The organism is Aliivibrio sp. S3MY1 (assembly GCF_028765575.1).
Classification (GTDB): Bacteria; Pseudomonadota; Gammaproteobacteria; order Enterobacterales; family Vibrionaceae; genus Aliivibrio.
Map to the genome: position 1 here is coordinate 1 of NZ_JARACO010000020.1, position 18,134 is coordinate 18,134.

Consider the following 18,134-nt stretch of genomic DNA (forward strand, 5'->3'; position numbering starts at 1 on the left):
GTTAATAACTAAAAAGGATAGTATTGCTAGTTTGTACCAGTCGGGGGCTTTACCAAGAAAGTTTTTGATAAATGCATTCCCTAGCGAAATAGACATGTGATTTTCTCTACATTGTTACATTAAACACTATAAAAATAAGGTTAAGTCGGGAGTTGATAATAATCGCCTAACATATTGTTATTAGTAAGGATAAACAACTATTTAGAAAAACAACAAAAACATGTTACTGCTTTGCCAAATAACTACCTATTAGTACCTAACCTTATACCAAACGGGGGGAACTTTACTCTTTATTAATGAATAGTCAATATTCGAAAAGAGGTAAATTGATCAAAATGTGCCTTTGGTCGATTTTATGATTAAAACTAAAGAAATGTATATAAAAAAACTATTGTTAGGCTTGAATATTCAAGTATTAATAAGCTTAAAAGTGAGGGTTATATGCCTAGTTAGCTGGTTAATTTAATAAGTGGTTAAGAAATTATTGAACTGGTGGTATGATGAGTGCAGTTAATTTATATAAAGAACGGATTGTAAACTTGTATGGTTATTAAGGCTAAAAGTCCTGCTGGATTTGCTGAAAAATACATTATTGAAAGCATTTGGAATGGCAGATTCCCTCCTGGTTCAATTTTGCCAGCAGAGCGTGAGTTATCTGAATTAATCGGGGTTACAAGAACAACGCTTCGCGAAGTATTGCAGCGTCTTTCCCGTGATGGTTGGTTAACGATCCAGCATGGTAAACCAACCAAGGTTAATGACTATATGGAGACATCAGGTCTGCATATTTTAGATACCTTAATGACATTGGTTGATGCGAATAATGCAACATCAATTGTTGAAGATTTATTGGCAGCACGTACGAATATTAGTTGTATTTTCATGAGACAAGCGTTTAAAACGAATAAAGAGGGCTCTTTGTGTACTCTTGATCGTGTGATTGAATCTTGTGAGCATTTATTAGCAGCTGATAATTGGAATGCGTTTATTGAAGAGTCCCCTTTTGGCGCTAAAATTAAAGCTGAAGTAAAAGAAGATAACGAAAAAGATCCAGTAAAACGTGAAGAAATATTGATTGCTAAAACATTTAACTATTACGATTATATGTTATTTCAAGGTGTCGCTTTTAAATCAGGAAATCAAATTTACGGACTGATTTTTAATGGACTGAAAAAATTGTATGCCCGTGTTGGTAGCTATTACTTTTCAAATCAAGAAGCGCGTGAGCTTGCATTGCAATTCTACCGTGATTTAAGACAGATCTGTGAAGAAGAAAGAAAAGACGCAGTAATGCCAAGAATGCGTCAATATGGTATTGAAGGTAATCTTATTTGGAATGAGATGAAATTGAATTTACCAAGTAATTTTAGAGAAGATGATAGTTAAGTATCAGTGTGAAAATATAAAAAAAACAGGCTCACAGCCTGTTTTTTTATACCTGTAATATAATTTTTCGATTTGTATATGACCTACTAACGTTAAACCAGAAGATCCTGATAATACTCATGCAATTATTAGATGAGCGTAACGTTGCAATTTTAGGTGGGATAACTTACCAAGCCACTACATTATTGGCTTATTTGAAATTGGTGGTGGTACAGATATAGGTATCCCCATCATGGTTTATATGCAGAAGCCGTTTGGAAATGACCAATTAGTAGGAGAGATTGGGCAATAACACCATTAATAGGCGACTCATATGATCGTGAACGTCTAAATAACCATTTATATGGTGCATCTACTGACGGAACACTACGAAGTGGTATTGCAGTATTGCAGTATTGCAGTATTGCAGTATTGGGTGTGGATTGGAATGGTCAATTCTTTGTCGGCTTATCTATTTATTTGCATTTAACACCGAATATTCGTGTGAATGGTGGTCTTAGATATGTAAATCTAGAAGAAAATTCAATGATAGAGCATACGACAAGCACAACGAGTAATTTGGGTGTATCATACTATTTATTAGGAGAGTTAAGAGAATAGAGTGGTGGTGAATGAATTTATTATGGTTTTGTTGTTTAACATTTGAGAATGAACATGAAATAATCTTAGAAACATTTAGATACAATAGAAAATACACTAATGATTGTGATATTTACGAATGTTTATGTATTTCTCTATATATCAGGTATAAAAAAACCGCTTATAAAAAGCGGCTCTTTAATATAAAGGTATTAGCTCTACACAAGGAATTCTTCTAAAGACTTACCAGCATCAAGTTGAGTTTGTAGTGCTGATGGGGTACGGCCTTGGCCTGTCCATGTTTTTTCAGCGCCAGCATGATCTAAAAACTTATATTTAGCAGGGCGTGGAGCACGTTTTTGTTTTGTTTTAACAGTAGTAGAAGACATAGTATCTAATAGGTCTTCTGGTGCGATGCCACTCTCGATCATCATTTGACGGAACTCTTCAAGTTTTGCTTGTTTTTCAGCAAGTTGAGAACGTTCTTCAGCTTCTGATTCTTGACGTTCTGCAACAACTGATTGCAGTTTTTCAAGCGCTTCTTCTAATTGTTCAAGTGTCATTTCACGAGAAAGAGCTCGTAGACTACGTAGGTTTAGTAATGTTTTAATAGTATCAGACATGATTGATTCCATATTTATTTTGATAATACATTTATTATATAACAAGAAAATAATATAACAAATATTTTGATAATGAAATAGAAAACGATATTAATAAAAATATTAAGAGTGTTTGTGGTTTATTGAATAGTTAACACAATATCTTTTAAAGTATCTCATTCTAATGATGTTGAGGGCTAATGTTAAAAGACTCATATATAGTATTGCAAAGTTGTGTTCGATCCGTACAATGGTCGCACCTAAACGGGTAGAGGCGCATTGCCTAAGAGTAGATTGTTAGAGGGTGATTCTGATGACAGCAATCGAAAGGAGTCAATGCCGAAGTTAATTACGTTAATCAGACGGATTTAGCTGGGGTTATTTCGAAAAGGAATAACACTGCCATAGTCAATTTTATTTTTTAACTATGGAGCGCTACTGTGGGGAGATGTTTTAACATTCACTTCCTTTAACGGCATTGCCGTATCAACAGTAGATCTCCAACCAAACTGGTTGTTGTAGATCATGAACTTAGCTGATTTTTCAAATTCTCCGATATCGATATTGCCCCCATTGGTTGCATTGGGTTTAGCCATTGTTACTCGTCGAGTACTACTTTCTCTTGGTGTAGGTATCGTTCTAGGCGCAATTTTGCTGTCTAATTTCTCCATTTCAGGCACTGCATCTTATACTTTTAGCTCTGTTAAAGGTGTTTTTATTGATGATGGTTCTATTAATACTTGGAATATGAGTATTGTCGCTTTTCTTCTTTTATTAGGAATGACGACAGCCCTTTTAACGCTTTCTGGTGGTACTCGAGCTTTTGCTGAGTGGGCACAAGCAAGAATTAAAAGTAAACGTGGCGCAAAACTTCTTGCTGCCTTCCTTGGGGTTTTCATTTTTGTCGATGATTATTTTAATAGTTTAGCTGTTGGTTCAATATCCCGCCCTGTAACTGACCGTTTTTATGTATCAAGAGCAAAGCTAGCTTATATCCTAGATTCAACAGCAGCACCAATGTGCGTATTAATGCCTGCATCAAGCTGGGGCGCTTACATCATTACTATTATTGGTGGTATTTTAGTTTCACACGGTGTGACTGAATATTCAGCTTTAGGTGCTTACGTTCGATTAATCCCAATGAACTTTTATGCAGTCTTCGCATTGTTAATGGTATTTGCTGTTGTTTGGTTCCAATTAGATGTTGGCCCAATGCGTGATCATGAAAATGAAGCAGCGCGTGGTAATGGCTTTGATGACCAAGCAGTTAATGCTGAATCTAAAGACCTAAATGAAGAGCTAAATATTAAAGAAAGCGAAACAGGGAAAGTATCTGACTTAATATTCCCTATTATCGTACTTATTGTTGCTACTATTTTCTTTATGATTTACACCGGTGCTCAAGCATTAATTGGTGATGGTAAAGAATTTAATATTTTAGGTGCATTTGAAAATACCGATGTCGGTGCTTCGCTTTGCTACGGTGGATTAATTGGTCTTGCCGCTGCTCTTATTACTGTATTCCGTCAAGATATCTCAGCAAAAGACATTGGAATGACAATGTGGATTGGTGCTAAATCAATGTTTGGTGCAATCTTAATTTTATTCTTTGCATGGACAATTGGTTCAGTAATCGGTGATATGCAAACTGGTTCATATCTATCAAGTTTAGCTCAAGGTAGTATTGGTATTCATTGGATCCCTGTTATCTTATTCTTACTATCTGGTTTGATGGCATTTAGTACTGGTACATCATGGGGTACGTTCGGCATTATGTTACCAATTGCAGGCGACATGGCAGGAGCCACGGATATTGCGCTGATTCTACCAATGTTAGGTGCAGTATTAGCAGGTTCAGTATTTGGTGACCATTGTTCTCCAATATCTGATACGACAATCTTATCTTCAACGGGTGCTCGCTGTAGCCATATTGACCATGTATCAACACAACTACCTTACGCATTATCAGTTGCAGGCGTTTCAGCCATTGGTTATATCGCACTTGGTTTTACAGGTTCAGTATTAATGGCATTTATTGCTTCAGCAGCCTCGTTTATCCTAGTGTGTATAGGCTTAATGGTTCTGTCTAAAAAAAGAGCCGTTACTGCTTAAGATATAAACTATCTGAAAAAAACCGACCTTAATGGTCGGTTTTTTTATTGCTTTTTAACTATGAAATCGCGATCATAACTTCTTATCTATCTTGATTGGAGTGCTTTGTGTCTCGCTATACTTTACCTATTATTGATAAACAATCTCCCTTTCAAAAAGAATTCGAAATCGTTATCCATGATCTTATTGGACATATTCGTTCTGCTGCACCTAAATCGGTTCATAGTATTTATTTATACGGCAGTGTTGCTAGACGAGAAGCAACTCCTGGGCGTTCAAATTTAGATGTTACTTTATTAACCACTGTTCCTTTGACAAATAAAGAGCAGACGTTAATTAATACGATTAAAGTGCGCTTCCAATCCAAATATCCTCAAATAACAGGTGTTACATTTACCATTGGTGAAACAACAGAAGTGTTGCAATTAGAATCCATATTTAGCTGGGGATTTTGGCTTCGCCATTGTTGTGTTTGTATTTTTGGTGATGATCTTTCGACTCGATTTGGTGATTTTGAACCAAGTTGGGAAATAGCCAAAAATATGAATATGGATATTGAAGAGTGGTTAGAGGTATATATAAAGAAAATCTCTGTGAGTCAAAATATCAATACTCAAGTTGAACAACAAAAAACCATTGCGAAAAAACTATTACGCAGCTGCTATTCATTGGTCATGCATAAAGATAAAGGATGGTATGATCATCCAATATTGTGTGCACGGAAATTCTTAGAGTATTATCCAGATAAACAAACAGAGATCGAAAGAGTCGTCATGTTATTAAAAGGACGAAAAATACCTAAGCGTTCAGCTATTGCGTTATTACAAGAATTTGGTAGTTGGGTAGTGAGTGAGTTTAACAAGACTGAAAGAAGAATAGGTTAAGAGTGAATTCACATCAGACTGGATTTTTACTTACCCGACAAAATAAAGAAATAAATTCACAAACCTTAGTTGATTTATGGGTTAAGTGTGATGGAAATATTGCACATTTACTTATTGAGAATGAGCTTGCTGTTGCCTTTATTTTACAAGAAAGATTGTTAGAATATGAGAGTTTATTAAAAAGTTATAATATTTCATACACGCTAAAAAGCACACAATTAACGACCTATCATCATCAACCTGTCCTTGGTATTTATTTTTCATCTACTTACCAAAAGCGACAGGTTGCTCAATATTTTGAGCAAGCTCAATTACCTATTTTTGAAAGTGATATTCGCTTGGCTGATCGTTACCTAATGGAGCGATTTATTTGTGGAGGGCTCTCTTTTATTGGGACGCCAATACAGAGAAAAGATCATATTGAATATCGTAATGTAAAGATTAAAGCCGCGCAGGTGACTCCTGTATTTAGTAAAGTCTCTTTAGATATAGAATGCTCTGAAAAAGGCATTTTGTATTCGGTCGCCCTGCATAGTGATCTAGACACTCGTATTATCATGATTGGAATGCCAGAAGAGAGTGAATTAGCGATTGAGTGGGTAGAGAACGAAAAGGCGCTATTACTATCACTGGAACGTTGGTTCCAAATTTTTGATCCTGATATCGTCATTGGTTGGAACGTGGTTAATTTTGATTTTCGTTTATTAATTCAACGAGCAAAATGGCATAACTTAGCGTTTCGAGTTGGGCGTGGAAACAGCACTTTATATTGGCGAGAGTCAGATAACAATCGTCAACAAGGCTTTCTTTCTTTTCCAGGAAGAGTGGTTCTTGATGGAATTGATGCCCTTAAAACCGCGACTTATCATTTTTCTAGTTGGTCTTTAGAGTCGGTGTCGCAAGAGTTGCTTAATGACGGTAAATCAATCCATGATCCGAGTGATCGTATGGGTGAAATTAACCGAATGTATCGCGAAGATAAACAAGCACTTGCTAAATATAACCTGCAAGATTGCGTATTAGTTACTCGTATATTTGAACATACAAATATCATCGATTTTGTTATTGAACGAACGAAACTCACAGGGGTTGAATTAGATCGTGTCGGTGGTTCGGTTGCTGCATTCACTAATTTATACTTACCTCGATTACATCGTTCTGGCTATATTGCCCCAAATCTTGAAAGTGAAAATTGGATAGCAAGCCCTGGTGGTTATGTTATGAACTCAAAGCCCGGCTTGTATGACTCAGTATTGGTGTTAGACTTTAAATCACTTTACCCTTCTATAATTAGAACCTTTAGGATTGACCCTCTTGGATTGATTGAAGGGCTAAAATTAGAAGTAGGAAAAGGTGAAGAATTCGCTATTGACGGATTCAGAGGTGGGCGGTTCCATCGAACTCACCATTTTCTTCCTGGGTTGATTGAATCTTTATGGTCTGCCAGAGATGTCGCTAAAAAGAATAATGAAAAAGCATTTTCTCAAGCAATAAAAATCATTATGAATTCATTTTATGGCGTATTAGGCTCATCTGGCTGTCGATTTTTCGATCACAGGTTAGCGTCTTCAATAACCATGCGTGGACATGAAATAATGAAAACCACCCGTGAATTAATTGAATCAAAGGGTTATGAAGTTATTTATGGTGATACCGATTCGACTTTTGTGACGTTAGGGCAGGAGATGTCTTCAAAAAAGGCCGATGAGATAGGCAAAGAATTAATTACTTATATTAACCAATGGTGGACACAACATTTACAGGATGCGTACGCCATAGATTCTGCATTAGAACTTGAATATGAAACCCACTATCGTACTTTTTTGATGCCGACTATTCGTGGATCTGAAACGGGGTCTAAAAAACGTTATGCAGGCTTGATTAGAAAAAATGGCAAAGAAGAAATTATTTTTAAAGGATTAGAAACGGTTCGTACTGATTGGACCCCGTTATCTCAAAATTTTCAAAAAGTATTGTTTGATAAAGTCTTTCATCAGCAAGAAGTAAAAGAATACGTACGTAATTATGTAGATGATACGCGCTCAGGTAAGTTAGATGACCAACTTATTTACCGTAAGCGGTTAAGGAGAAAGTTGGACGATTATCAAAAGAACGTCCCTCCGCACGTGAAAGCCGCGAGGTTGGCCGATTATTATCATCAACAAATGGGGAAATCACCCCAATATAAATACGGGGGCTGGATTGAGTATGTTATCACTACTTCAGGCCCTGAACCGGTAGAGTATGTAAAAAATCCAATCGATTACGATCATTATGTCGAAAAACAATTAAAACCGATTGCTGATGGCATTCTTCCTTTTATAGGGTTGGATTTTATGCAATTATCAGCATCGCAATTAGGTCTATTTTAACGATTGCTTTTATTGTATATTGATAAATATTTGATTGGATTTATTTATTTTTAATCGTGTGATATTTCGTTATAGATACCGTGTTAGATGGTAAATAACTACTAAAGTCAATACTATATAAATAGTAAAACTTTGCGTGAAAACACATAATCAATAGGCGACAACCTTATTTTTTAAGGTAAAATAGGCCATAAAATTTACCTCAGTCGAGGTGCGCAGTAAATTTAAGTCGGAGTGTCAGTTGTGATTAAAGTATTCCTTGTAGATGATCATGAGCTGGTTCGCACAGGGATTAGACGTATTCTTGAAGACGTCCGTGGAATTAAAGTAGTAGGGGAAGCTGACAGCGGTGAAGACGCCGTAAAATGGTGTCGAACAGAGCAGGCAGATATTGTCCTTATGGATATGAATATGCCTGGGATCGGTGGATTAGAAGCCACTAAAAAGATTTTACGATTTAATCCAGATATGAAAGTTATTGTTTTAACCATTCATACTGAGAATCCATTCCCAACAAAGGTCATGCAAGCGGGTGCCGCAGGCTACCTTACAAAAGGGGCTTGCCCAGACGAAATGGTTAATGCTATTCGTATGGTTCAAAGTGGACAACGTTATTTATCACCACAGATCGCGCAACAAATGGCATTAAGCCAGTTCACACCAGATTCTGAGAATCCATTTAAAGAATTGTCAGAGCGTGAATTGCAGATCATGATAATGATAACGAAAGGCGAAAAAGTGACGGATATTTCCGAGCAACTTAACTTGAGCCCTAAAACCGTAAATAGCTATCGTTACCGGTTATTCAGCAAGTTGAATATCAGTGGAGATGTTGAATTAACTCACTTAGCTATTCGTCATGGTATTCTAGATGCTGAGACGCTTTAGTGCCTTCTTTTGATTCAAAAGCTTTCTTAAAATCTGTTACCCATCAGCCTGGCGTTTATCGTATGTATAACGCTGAGGCTGAGGTTATTTATGTAGGTAAAGCAAAAGATTTAAAAAAACGATTATCTAGCTATTTTCGCGCAAATATCCCATCAGAAAAAACCAAGGCGTTAGTCAGTCATATTGACCATGTTGATGTTACGGTAACTCATACAGAGACCGAAGCTCTTATCCTTGAACATAATTATATTAAGCAATATTTACCGAAATATAATGTATTGCTTCGAGATGATAAATCTTACCCTTATATTTTTATTTCAAACCATAAGCACCCAAGGATCTCTATCCATCGAGGGGCGAAGCGCAAAAAAGGCGAGTACTTTGGGCCTTATCCTGAGTCCGGCGCAGTACGAGAAAGCCTTCACTTGATCCAAAAACTGTTTCCAATTCGTCAATGTGAAGATTCGGTTTATTCAAATCGTCAGCGCCCTTGCTTGATGCATCAAATTGGTCGTTGTTTAGCGCCGTGTGTAAAAGGCATTGTCAGCGATGATGAATATAAAGAGCAAACGGAATTCATTCGTTTATTTTTACAGGGTAAAGATAGACAAGTTATTCAGACGTTAGTTGAGCAAATGGAAGCGGCAAGCCACTCGCTGAAATTTGAAAAAGCAGCGGTTATTCGAGACCAAATTCAAGCAATGAGACGAATGCAAGAGCAGCAATATGTTTCTGATGACAGTGGTGATGACTTAGATGTATTAGGTTTTGCTATCGAAAATGGATTAGCTTGCGTACATTTATTGATGATCCGCCAAGGAAAGATACTTGGTAGTCGAAGTTTCTTTCCTAAGATCCCTGCGAAGACGGACAAAGAAGAAGTCTTCTCAAGCTTTTTAACTCAGTATTACTTAAACCATTCTCAAGGCCGTACCATTCCTAATCGTGTCGTGACAAGTTTTGAGTTTGATGGCGAAGGGCTAGAACATGCATTAACAGAATTGTCTGGGCGTAAAGTGCAATTTCAATTAAACCCCAAAGGAATAAAAGGGCGTTATTTAAAATTAGCCGATACCAATGCATTGACTGCGCTTACAAGTAAATCGAATCATAAGCTGACGATGTATCAGCGATTTAAACAATTAGAAGAAGCCTTGTCTTTAGTCTCAATTCAGCGAATGGAATGTTTTGATATTAGTCATACCATGGGAGAAAAAACCGTGGCTTCTTGTGTCGTTTTCAATCAGGAAGGACCAGTAAAAGCTGAGTATAGACGTTATAATATCACTGGGATTACGGGTGGCGATGATTATGCTGCGATGGCTCAAGTTTTAGATCGCCGTTACAGTAAGCACCTTGATGTAGATAAAATTCCTGATATTGTATTTATAGATGGGGGGAAAGGGCAGTTAAACCGCGCTTATGAGGTTATTTCTAAGCATTGGAATGATTGGCCAAAGCAGCCACTATTGTTAGGTATAGCCAAAGGGGTTACACGAAAACATGGATTAGAAACCCTAGTTAAAGTATCCGGTGAGGAATTTTCGATGCCAAGTGATTCACCTGCTTTGCATCTAATACAGCATATTAGAGATGAAAGTCATAATCATGCGATCAGTGGACATCGAGCTCAACGTGCTAAAGTTAGAAAAACTAGCACGTTGCAAAATATCGAAGGTGTTGGTCCAAAAAGAAGACAAGCATTATTACAGTATTTAGGTGGTCTACAAGAATTAAAAAGTGCAAGTGTTGAAGAAATAGCCAAAGTGCCGGGAATTAGCCTCTCTTTGGCAGAAAAAATACAGGATGCGTTGAAACACGGATAAAAAAAGCGCACCATAGACCTAGCGGACCAAAACTAAAGAATTATTATGCGATTAACGATACCAAATATACTCACGTTTATCCGACTTGCACTTATTCCAGTGTTTGTTGTTGTTTTTTACTTGCCTTATGAATGGTCAGCAGTTGCTGCAGCAATGATTTTCTGGGTAGCTGGCTTTACTGATTGGCTAGATGGATTATTAGCAAGAAAATTAGGTCAAACCTCTCGTTTTGGTGCTTTTTTAGATCCTGTTGCTGATAAAGTAATGGTTGCAGCCGCTTTAATCTTGATCACTGAGCATTATCATTCTATTTGGATTACGATTCCTGCAATAACAATGATTGGCCGTGAACTTATTATTTCAGCTCTCAGAGAATGGATGGCAGAAATTGGTAAACGTGCAAGTGTTGCGGTTTCGTGGGTTGGAAAGGTAAAAACAGTTTCTCAAATGTTTGCTCTATGGGTTTTGATTTGGCGTTATGATGATTGGATGGTATGGGTTGGTTATATTGCGCTTTATGTAGCGACAATTTTGACATACTGGTCTATGGTCCAATACTTAGCTGCTGCAAAAGATGATCTGCTTAATGCTGACGATTAGTTAGTTAATTGAGATGAAAAGCGAACTTAGGTTCGCTTTTTTTATATCTTAAACATAAATTATGTATAGTGATCTGATATCACAAGCTTTTGTATTGAATATTTTCTTGTAATCAGAGCGATTTCTTCAATTAACTTACTCGTTAAGCAGGCTAAATGTCTTGTTTTCGTTTGTTTTGCACTCACTTTGATCGCATTTTATTCAAACGAAACAAAAACACAAAAATAGTGTTGACTCTAAGTGCTGAATCAGTAAAATGCGTCCTGTACCCAAGAGGACGGCGGCAAATAAGCGGTTGGCCAATTGAGATTACAACGGCGCCTTGGCAGAGTGGCTATGCAGCGGATTGCAAATCCGTGGACCTCGGTTCGACTCCGGGAGGCGCCTCCATTCTCTTTTAAGAGATGACTTTGCGACACTAGCTCAGCTGGTAGAGCGCAACCTTGCCAAGGTTGAGGTCACGAGTTCGAGCCTCGTGTGTCGCTCCAGATTTTGTAAAAAGCAGTCACGTAACATTGGCAGACTGTTTTAAAGATGGTGTCTAACCGTTCTTTTTAGAACACATTGGTTAGGAGCATCGCAATAAAGAATTGCGTGCCCTGGTGGTGGAATTGGTAGACACAAGGGATTTAAAATCCCTCGGCGTTCGCGCTGTGCCGGTTCAAGTCCGGCCCGGGGCACCATCTATTAAAGTCTATATTGAAAAATATAGCATGCGACACTAGCTCAGCTGGTAGAGCGCAACCTTGCCAAGGTTGAGGTCACGAGTTCGAGCCTCGTGTGTCGCTCCAAATTGAGAAGCCCAATCAGAAATGATTGGGCTTTTTGACGTTTACAGCAGAGTAAAAAGAGGCTCGACTCATGATCTCAATAACTATCAACTCAACTGATAGAGCGTAACCTTGCCAAGGTTGAGGTCACGCCTAGCACCTCGAAGATCGGGAGCCTCGTGTGTCGCTCCAGTTTCTTTTTCAAGGTTATAAAAATGAGTGCACTCTTTGGTGAGAGATCTGATGCTGTTATATCGCCGTTATCAGTTCAATTGGTATTTATCTACAACCATGCCGATCACTACCATGTTATTATTGCCTCATGTTCATGCCTCGCGATGCTCAGTTCTGTTAAGCTAAATTTGAAAAGCCATTAATATTAAAAATGGCAGCGTATTAGGCTGCCATTTTATGAAGATGTTTTATTATATCAATACCATTAATTATTAGATAATGGTCACAACCATATCATTACTCAGAGCTTCAATCTCTGCTGCTAAGTTATTTATATTCGCTGATATCGGTAACTTTAAGCTTAATGTAGCGGTAAATACACTGGTGCCATTCGCTGGAACACCAATACGATGACTATCCATATCAATCAATTCAACCGATTCTTTTTGCAGTATATTACTGATGTCATTGACGATACCAGCTCTGTCTTCTGCATCTACTTTCAATTGAGTATGTTGACTCTCAATAATCGTTTCTAATGCGTCTGTAAAAGTAACCTGTAAGTCATCTTGTGAGGCAAAGTAGTCTTGGATCGCTTTTTTATGAGCGGTAGGGACTTCTATTTTAATGACTGCAGAAATATGAGCATCTAGGTAATTGATTTTACTTACTAACCACTTTCCCCCTTCTTCATGAGTCACAGAAGCCAAGCGTTTAATTAGATCTGGGCTAGAAATTCCAACAAAAGCAGCAATAAATACACTTTTCATAGTGAGCCTCCAACAGGGTTATTATTGTTCTATTTCATAAAAAATAACTTTAATATCAGTGTAGACGTCCTATTATGAAAATGTTTGATAAACATCAACATATTAACCGCTCAAATAGATCAACTTCAAAGTTTACTGTTCTATTTTGTCTATTTTGTCTCTTTTGTCCTAGTACTTAATATTTCTGAAAGAGAGTGCATTTCTGGTAAAATTTGATGAATTAAATGCAGTTGTTGCAATACCATTCTTACTGAATCTTCATCTTCATCGCGCCATTCAGAAAGTTTTCTTTCAATGCTCTCTTCTGCAAAAATATTTAATCTATCACTGCAATCTGTATTATTGAGTTGGCATTGAATTTGATTTAAATGCGCATGAATAATACGGTGAGATTCGGCCACTAACTGATGTGTGTCTTCATCTTTTAAGCGCGTACGATGAGCACCAAGAGCTGAAATATAACTTAACATTGCATGGCATAAGCAAAGAAAGCGGAATGATTCATCAACTGCGGTTTGATACTTACCCGGCTCAATCAGCATATTACTAATAGCAGAACTAAGTGCCGCTTCATTATTGTGGGCTTGTCGACGAGACAAACGGTATTGTAAAGAATCTTTTTTGCCTGCTCGATATTGCGAAATTATATTGGCTAAATAATCCTGATGGGCATTCACCGTATCAGCCATAACTTTATGTAAACGTTTAGATTGCCAGTCGGGTAAGATGTAGGTTACTGCAACTACAGCTAAAATACAGCCAACAATAGTATCCCCTAATCGAGGCAGAATAACCGCATAGCCTTCACCTAATTGGTTAAAACAGAACAGAACCAAAATGGTGATAAAGGCCGTTGCAAAGCCATAGTTAGCAAGACGGAAAGTAAAAAATAATACTCCGGCTATAACCATAAGAACCAGTTGACTATCAAGAGATGGAAATAGTACTAAGAGTGCAGTCCCTGCTAATAAACCAATAATGGTTCCTGCAACACGAGCAACAAGTTTTTCTTTTGTTGCACTGTAGTTTGGTTGACAAACAAACAAAGTGGTTAATAAAATCCAATAACCATGTTCTAAATCAAATGCTTGAATAATGCTATACCCAGCAGTGAGAGCGAGAGCCATTCTAATCGCATGGCGGAATAGAACGGAATCAGTTGTCATGTTCGCTTTTAAACGCTGCCACATTGCTTTTGGCGTATGTGCAATTTGATCTGCTAATACTGTATCTTCTTCGAGTTCTAAGCTGTGTTCCGGGTTACTGATATTGGCAAATTGGCGCTCGACTGTCGCTAGATTATTAAATAAATACTCAAGCTGAATAACAGACAATCGCCATTCTGGTCGTTGTTGTTCTTTCAATGCAATTAACGATTGTTGTAACTCATCGAGTGCAAAAATTGACGTTTGAGCATGTTGATAAGGCAAGCCAAGTGATAAGCAGCGCGCAACTTCCTTACAGGCTAGAGATTGACTATGAAGCAAATGCTTAAAACGAAAGAGAATATCACTACGATTAAACATATTTGCAAGATCTTGATAGCGATAGTGGCTAGAGCTAACGCGCTCATGAATATCTTGTGCAATGAAATAGATCTTTAAAAATCGGTCACTGGCACCAACAACATGTCCGCCTTGAGCTCGGGTGAGTAACGACGCTTTACTGTTATTTAATGCAGTTACCATCTGAGCATTATTTTTGGCTTCTTGAAGACGGTAAGGTTGAGGCGTTAAGTTCGTCGCTGGGTGAAACAGTTCACTTTTAATATCTAAATATCTTGCCATGGTTTCAAATACGGTAGAGAGATTTTGTTGCACTGGCTGCAAAGGCCAGAAAATCTGCCAAGTAAGTGATATGGAGTAATACCAAGCGGCACCTCCTAGCAATAGCATCGGTTGATACCAAAGATTTGGACTATCAGCAGCACCCAGCATGGTATAAATAGCAATGAGTAATGAACCAAACGCGATACTGGCGTAACGAGGCCCCAATGCTCCGAGCATAATAAAGGAAACCGTTGAACAGAAAAGCCCAATCGCAAATAAAATAGGGGTGTCAAAAAGTAGCTCGATAGAGAAAGCAGCAATAGCAAAACAGATAAAGGTTAAAAAAAGCGCTTTAAGTCGGCCTGAAAGCTTATCTTCTGTTTCTGCTAAAGCGGCGGCAATTATCCCTAGGATTAAAGGGATAATTGCCGTGTTTTGCTCTAAATACCAACATGGAATGACAGCGCCGACTAAAGCGAGTAATACTCGAACGCTAAAATTGATGGTTTTATTGGCCCAGTATTGGCGAAAAATTTGGCGATAAGTCACAATAGGTATTATCTAACGAGTGGAAAAAATCCATCATAACAAAGTCCTATCGATAAAAAAGTATAAGAGACTAAATCATTGTCTTAATACTGATCTGGGACAACAAAAAAAGAACCTGATATCCTAGGCGCTCTTCGAGTTAACTTATCTTTAGGTAGTATTGAATCATGCAGATCAAAGCAACCACTTTCGCTCAGTGGTTAGTTCAGGGTGACTATTATCAGCTTGAATTAGAAGCAGAGCAGCTGTTGTTTACCTCACATAAATTCCAAGTATCGGTGCCATTTGATAAATGGAGTGGGAAGGTGACTTTTCAAAGAGGGTTAGTTTGGGGTTCTCTTTGTTTTTACAATCGTAATGATCAAATTGCATGGCGAGTTTCAGGCTTACCGTGGCAAGAGTGTGATGCCATTATTAATACGGTTTTAAATGCTTATTCCGATTGGAAAGAATCTAAGATAGCGATGTTAAATCAACTCAAACCACAAATGCTGGACTTGGTAGAGAGTTTTGCTTCTCAACGTCGTTTTCTTAAACAAACTGAAGCCCTAATGATGATTGAAAACCTGTATGATCTTTTTGAGCAAACAGGCCTTTCAATACCTCTGGCCGAACAACTTCAACCAGATTGTATTGCTCCGGTATTAAATTGGCTTACAAAGCCAGAAGAGCAATTAAAAGAGCTGAATGAAACTTGGTTAGAAGCGCAAAAAGTAGAATGGAAAGAATTCTTTTCTGAATGTGAATCTCAACCATTAAATGAATCTCAACAAAGTGCCCTATTATTAAATGAAGATCATACCTTAGTATTAGCAGGGGCGGGTTCAGGTAAAACCAGCGTACTTGTAGCACGAGTACGCTATTTAATTGAAAGTGGTCAAGCCCAAGCTGATGAGATTTTATTGCTTGCTTTTGGTCGCCAAGCAGCTCAAGAAATGTCAGGTCGGATTATTGAAAAGCTGGGGTTTGATATTGGACAAAAAGTAAAAGTAGCCACCTTTCATCAACTTGGCTTAGATATTATTCGTCATGTTGAATATCAACAACCAAAACTATCTTGTTTAGTGAGAGATGTTAAGTCACGTAAAGAGTGGTTTAGTCATGTTCTTGATTCGGAATGGAAAAATTCAACAGCAACCAATCGTTGGAAAACACACCTTAAAAAGTGGCCAATAGCCTACTTAAGAGGTGATGTTGATTTAAAAGAAGAATCGCATAATGAAAAATTGCAAGAATGGTTATATAAACAAATCTGCCAATTGAATGCATTACAGCTTGATAAAAAAGAGATCATTGAACGAATTGAAACGCATATAGATGCTGCTCGTTTAAAAAGTGAGCTAAATATTGTTTGGCCATTTTTTAAAGCGTACGTGCGGACGTTAAAGCATGAAGACGCGATTGATTATGAATTGATGATTTCAAAAGCGAAGCAATACATTAATGACAAAAAATACGATTTGCCTTGGTCTTTTGTGATGGTCGATGAATATCAAGATATTTCGCCTCAACGTTTGGATTTAATTGAAGCGATTTGTCATAATGAAAATGCTCATAATACCAAAGCAACTTTGTTTGCTGTTGGTGATGATTGGCAAGCTATTTATCGCTTTGCAGGGGCAGATGTGTCGCTAACGACTGGATTTGAAAAGCGTTTTCAATCGACTCAAATAGCTCAGTTATCTACAACTTATCGTTTTAATGATCAAATTGGTGCGGTTGCAAATCGCTTTATCCAAGAAAATCCAATGCAGCTTAAAAAAGAGTTGGTCAGCTTCACTAAGCAAAAGAGAAAAGCGGTAAAAGTCATTGAACATAGTTCAATAGAAAAAGAGTTACTGTCTTTATCTAAAAATGCACGTAAAGGTGAAAATGTCATTATTTTAGGACGTAATCATAACCATAAGCCGGATAATTTTGACGAATGGCTGAAATATTACCCAGGGTTAAATTTAGAATATAAAACGTGTCATGCCAGTAAAGGAACTGAGGCTGATTATGTTTTTATTGTAGAGATGACGGATGGTCAGTTCCCAATAAAAGCAAGAGCAGAGTCGCTTGATGGTGCATTACTCCCTCATGAAGAGGAGTTTAGCTATGCTGAAGAGCGTCGTTTATTTTATGTCGCACTAACGAGAGCAAAAAGAAAAGCGTGGGTGGTTTATCATGGTAAACCTTCTCCTTTTGTTCAGGAGTTGGTAGATAAAGATTACCCAGTGATTATTGAATAATATATAGCCATATCATGGTGATAAAAAAAAGCCCTTACTTCTATGACTAACGACGAGTAATAGAAGTAAGGGCTTTTTATTTAAGTGAAATAAAAAATAATTACAGGCGTTCTGTTAAATACGCCTCGTAATCAGGAATTTCAATTTCAACTTCTTTAGTCATGTTTGGTGATGTGATCATTAATTTTGCACTAGAGCGGTTCATTGCAACTGGTACATTCCAAACTGTCGCAATACGTAATAATGCTTTTACATCTGGATCGTGAGGTACTGCATTGAGTGGATCCCAGAAAAAGATCATCATATCGATCTTACCTTCTGAGATTAATGCACCTAATTGCTGATCTCCCCCCATAGGCCCACTTAATAGACTCTTAATTGCCAGTCCTGTTTCTTTGCTAAGCATATTACCTGTTGTGCCTGTGCCAAATAAAAAATGACCTTGTAATGCTTCCTTGTTTTCTTTTACCCAGCGCAGAAGTTCCGGCTTGTAATGATCATGAGCCACAAGCGCGATATTTTTATGGGCAGGGATAATCCGTGTTGTCTTTTTCATTAAGGATCCTTATTTTTAATTTCTTACAGACTAATTCTTTTTTATCTCAATCAAATGACAATGCAA

At 37.5% G+C, this 18,134-nt stretch carries 14 protein-coding genes, 4 tRNA genes and 1 riboswitch; of the genes, 13 read left to right on the plus strand and 5 right to left on the minus strand.

The genetic code is table 11. The features are described from left to right. Positions 1 to 96, minus strand: a 96-nt coding sequence (locus PVK62_RS12980) for a hypothetical protein (protein ID WP_274445306.1), incomplete at its 3' end; no start/stop codon positions are given. A 447-nt stretch (positions 97 to 543) separates the two neighbouring features. Between PVK62_RS12980 and fadR the strand changes: the two genes are divergently transcribed. Next, positions 544 to 1,386 (plus strand): fatty acid metabolism transcriptional regulator FadR, encoded by an 843-nt coding sequence (gene fadR / locus PVK62_RS12985; RefSeq protein WP_274445283.1) that lies wholly within the window; start codon positions 544 to 546, stop codon positions 1,384 to 1,386. Positions 1,387 to 1,773: 387 nt separating this feature from the next. Continuing rightward, complete coding sequence (locus PVK62_RS12990; protein WP_274445284.1) at positions 1,774 to 1,986, plus strand: hypothetical protein; 213 nt, start codon at positions 1,774 to 1,776, stop codon at positions 1,984 to 1,986. A 197-nt stretch (positions 1,987 to 2,183) separates the two neighbouring features. Here PVK62_RS12990 and PVK62_RS12995 read toward each other — a convergent pair whose 3' ends face one another. After that, positions 2,184 to 2,588, minus strand: coding sequence for an H-NS family histone-like protein (locus PVK62_RS12995; RefSeq protein WP_274445285.1), 405 nt, complete (start codon positions 2,586 to 2,588; stop codon positions 2,184 to 2,186). A gap of 240 nt (positions 2,589 to 2,828) precedes the next feature. After that, a riboswitch (Lysine riboswitch) is annotated at positions 2,829 to 3,013 on the plus strand. Between the two features lie 79 nt (positions 3,014 to 3,092). Here PVK62_RS12995 and PVK62_RS13000 point away from each other — a divergent pair. The 10 genes from PVK62_RS13000 (at position 3,093) to PVK62_RS13045 (ending at position 12,040) form a co-directional block, all read left to right on the plus strand. Further along, a complete protein-coding gene (locus PVK62_RS13000; RefSeq protein ID WP_274445286.1) occupies positions 3,093 to 4,679 on the plus strand; it encodes a Na+/H+ antiporter NhaC family protein in 1,587 nt (528 codons plus the stop codon). A 107-nt stretch (positions 4,680 to 4,786) separates the two neighbouring features. Next, the gene (locus tag PVK62_RS13005) at positions 4,787 to 5,563 is read left to right on the plus strand and encodes a nucleotidyltransferase domain-containing protein (RefSeq protein WP_274445287.1); all 777 of its coding nucleotides are present in this window, start codon (positions 4,787 to 4,789) and stop codon (positions 5,561 to 5,563) included. A gap of 2 nt (positions 5,564 to 5,565) precedes the next feature. Further along, the gene (locus tag PVK62_RS13010) at positions 5,566 to 7,935 is read left to right on the plus strand and encodes a DNA polymerase II (RefSeq protein WP_274445288.1); all 2,370 of its coding nucleotides are present in this window, start codon (positions 5,566 to 5,568) and stop codon (positions 7,933 to 7,935) included. A 243-nt stretch (positions 7,936 to 8,178) separates the two neighbouring features. Beyond that, a complete protein-coding gene (gene uvrY / locus PVK62_RS13015; RefSeq protein WP_274445289.1) occupies positions 8,179 to 8,823 on the plus strand; it encodes a UvrY/SirA/GacA family response regulator transcription factor in 645 nt (214 codons plus the stop codon). Further along, a complete protein-coding gene (gene uvrC / locus PVK62_RS13020) occupies positions 8,823 to 10,649 on the plus strand; it encodes an excinuclease ABC subunit UvrC (RefSeq protein WP_274445290.1) in 1,827 nt (608 codons plus the stop codon). Before uvrY ends, uvrC begins: the two co-directional genes overlap by 1 nt. Before the next feature lie 45 nt (positions 10,650 to 10,694). Continuing rightward, a complete protein-coding gene (gene pgsA / locus PVK62_RS13025; RefSeq protein WP_274445291.1) occupies positions 10,695 to 11,249 on the plus strand; it encodes a CDP-diacylglycerol--glycerol-3-phosphate 3-phosphatidyltransferase in 555 nt (184 codons plus the stop codon). A 316-nt stretch (positions 11,250 to 11,565) separates the two neighbouring features. After that, positions 11,566 to 11,639 (plus strand) — tRNA-Cys (locus PVK62_RS13030). A 22-nt stretch (positions 11,640 to 11,661) separates the two neighbouring features. After that, positions 11,662 to 11,737 (plus strand) — tRNA-Gly (locus tag PVK62_RS13035). 108 nt (positions 11,738 to 11,845) lie between these two features. Continuing rightward, positions 11,846 to 11,932 (plus strand) — tRNA-Leu (locus tag PVK62_RS13040). 32 nt (positions 11,933 to 11,964) lie between these two features. Beyond that, positions 11,965 to 12,040 (plus strand) — tRNA-Gly (locus tag PVK62_RS13045). Positions 12,041 to 12,465: 425 nt separating this feature from the next. Here PVK62_RS13045 and PVK62_RS13050 read toward each other — a convergent pair. Next, positions 12,466 to 12,963 carry a glycine cleavage system protein R gene (locus PVK62_RS13050; protein WP_274445292.1) on the minus strand — a complete coding sequence of 166 codons (498 nt, stop codon included), beginning with the start codon at positions 12,961 to 12,963 and terminating at the stop codon, positions 12,466 to 12,468. Between the two features lie 149 nt (positions 12,964 to 13,112). Then, entirely contained in the window at positions 13,113 to 15,281 is a 2,169-nt protein-coding gene (gene yccS / locus PVK62_RS13055; RefSeq protein WP_274445293.1) for a YccS family putative transporter, read from the minus strand. Between the two features lie 167 nt (positions 15,282 to 15,448). On the opposite strand from yccS, the gene helD reads away from it, so the two are divergent. Continuing rightward, a complete protein-coding gene (gene helD / locus PVK62_RS13060; RefSeq protein WP_274445294.1) occupies positions 15,449 to 17,512 on the plus strand; it encodes a DNA helicase IV in 2,064 nt (687 codons plus the stop codon). A gap of 100 nt (positions 17,513 to 17,612) precedes the next feature. Here helD and PVK62_RS13065 read toward each other — a convergent pair whose 3' ends face one another. Next, positions 17,613 to 18,068: a methylglyoxal synthase gene (locus tag PVK62_RS13065; protein ID WP_274445295.1), complete on the minus strand. Its 456-nt coding sequence runs from the start codon at positions 18,066 to 18,068 to the stop codon at positions 17,613 to 17,615. Between the last annotated feature and the right edge of the window lie 66 nt (positions 18,069 to 18,134).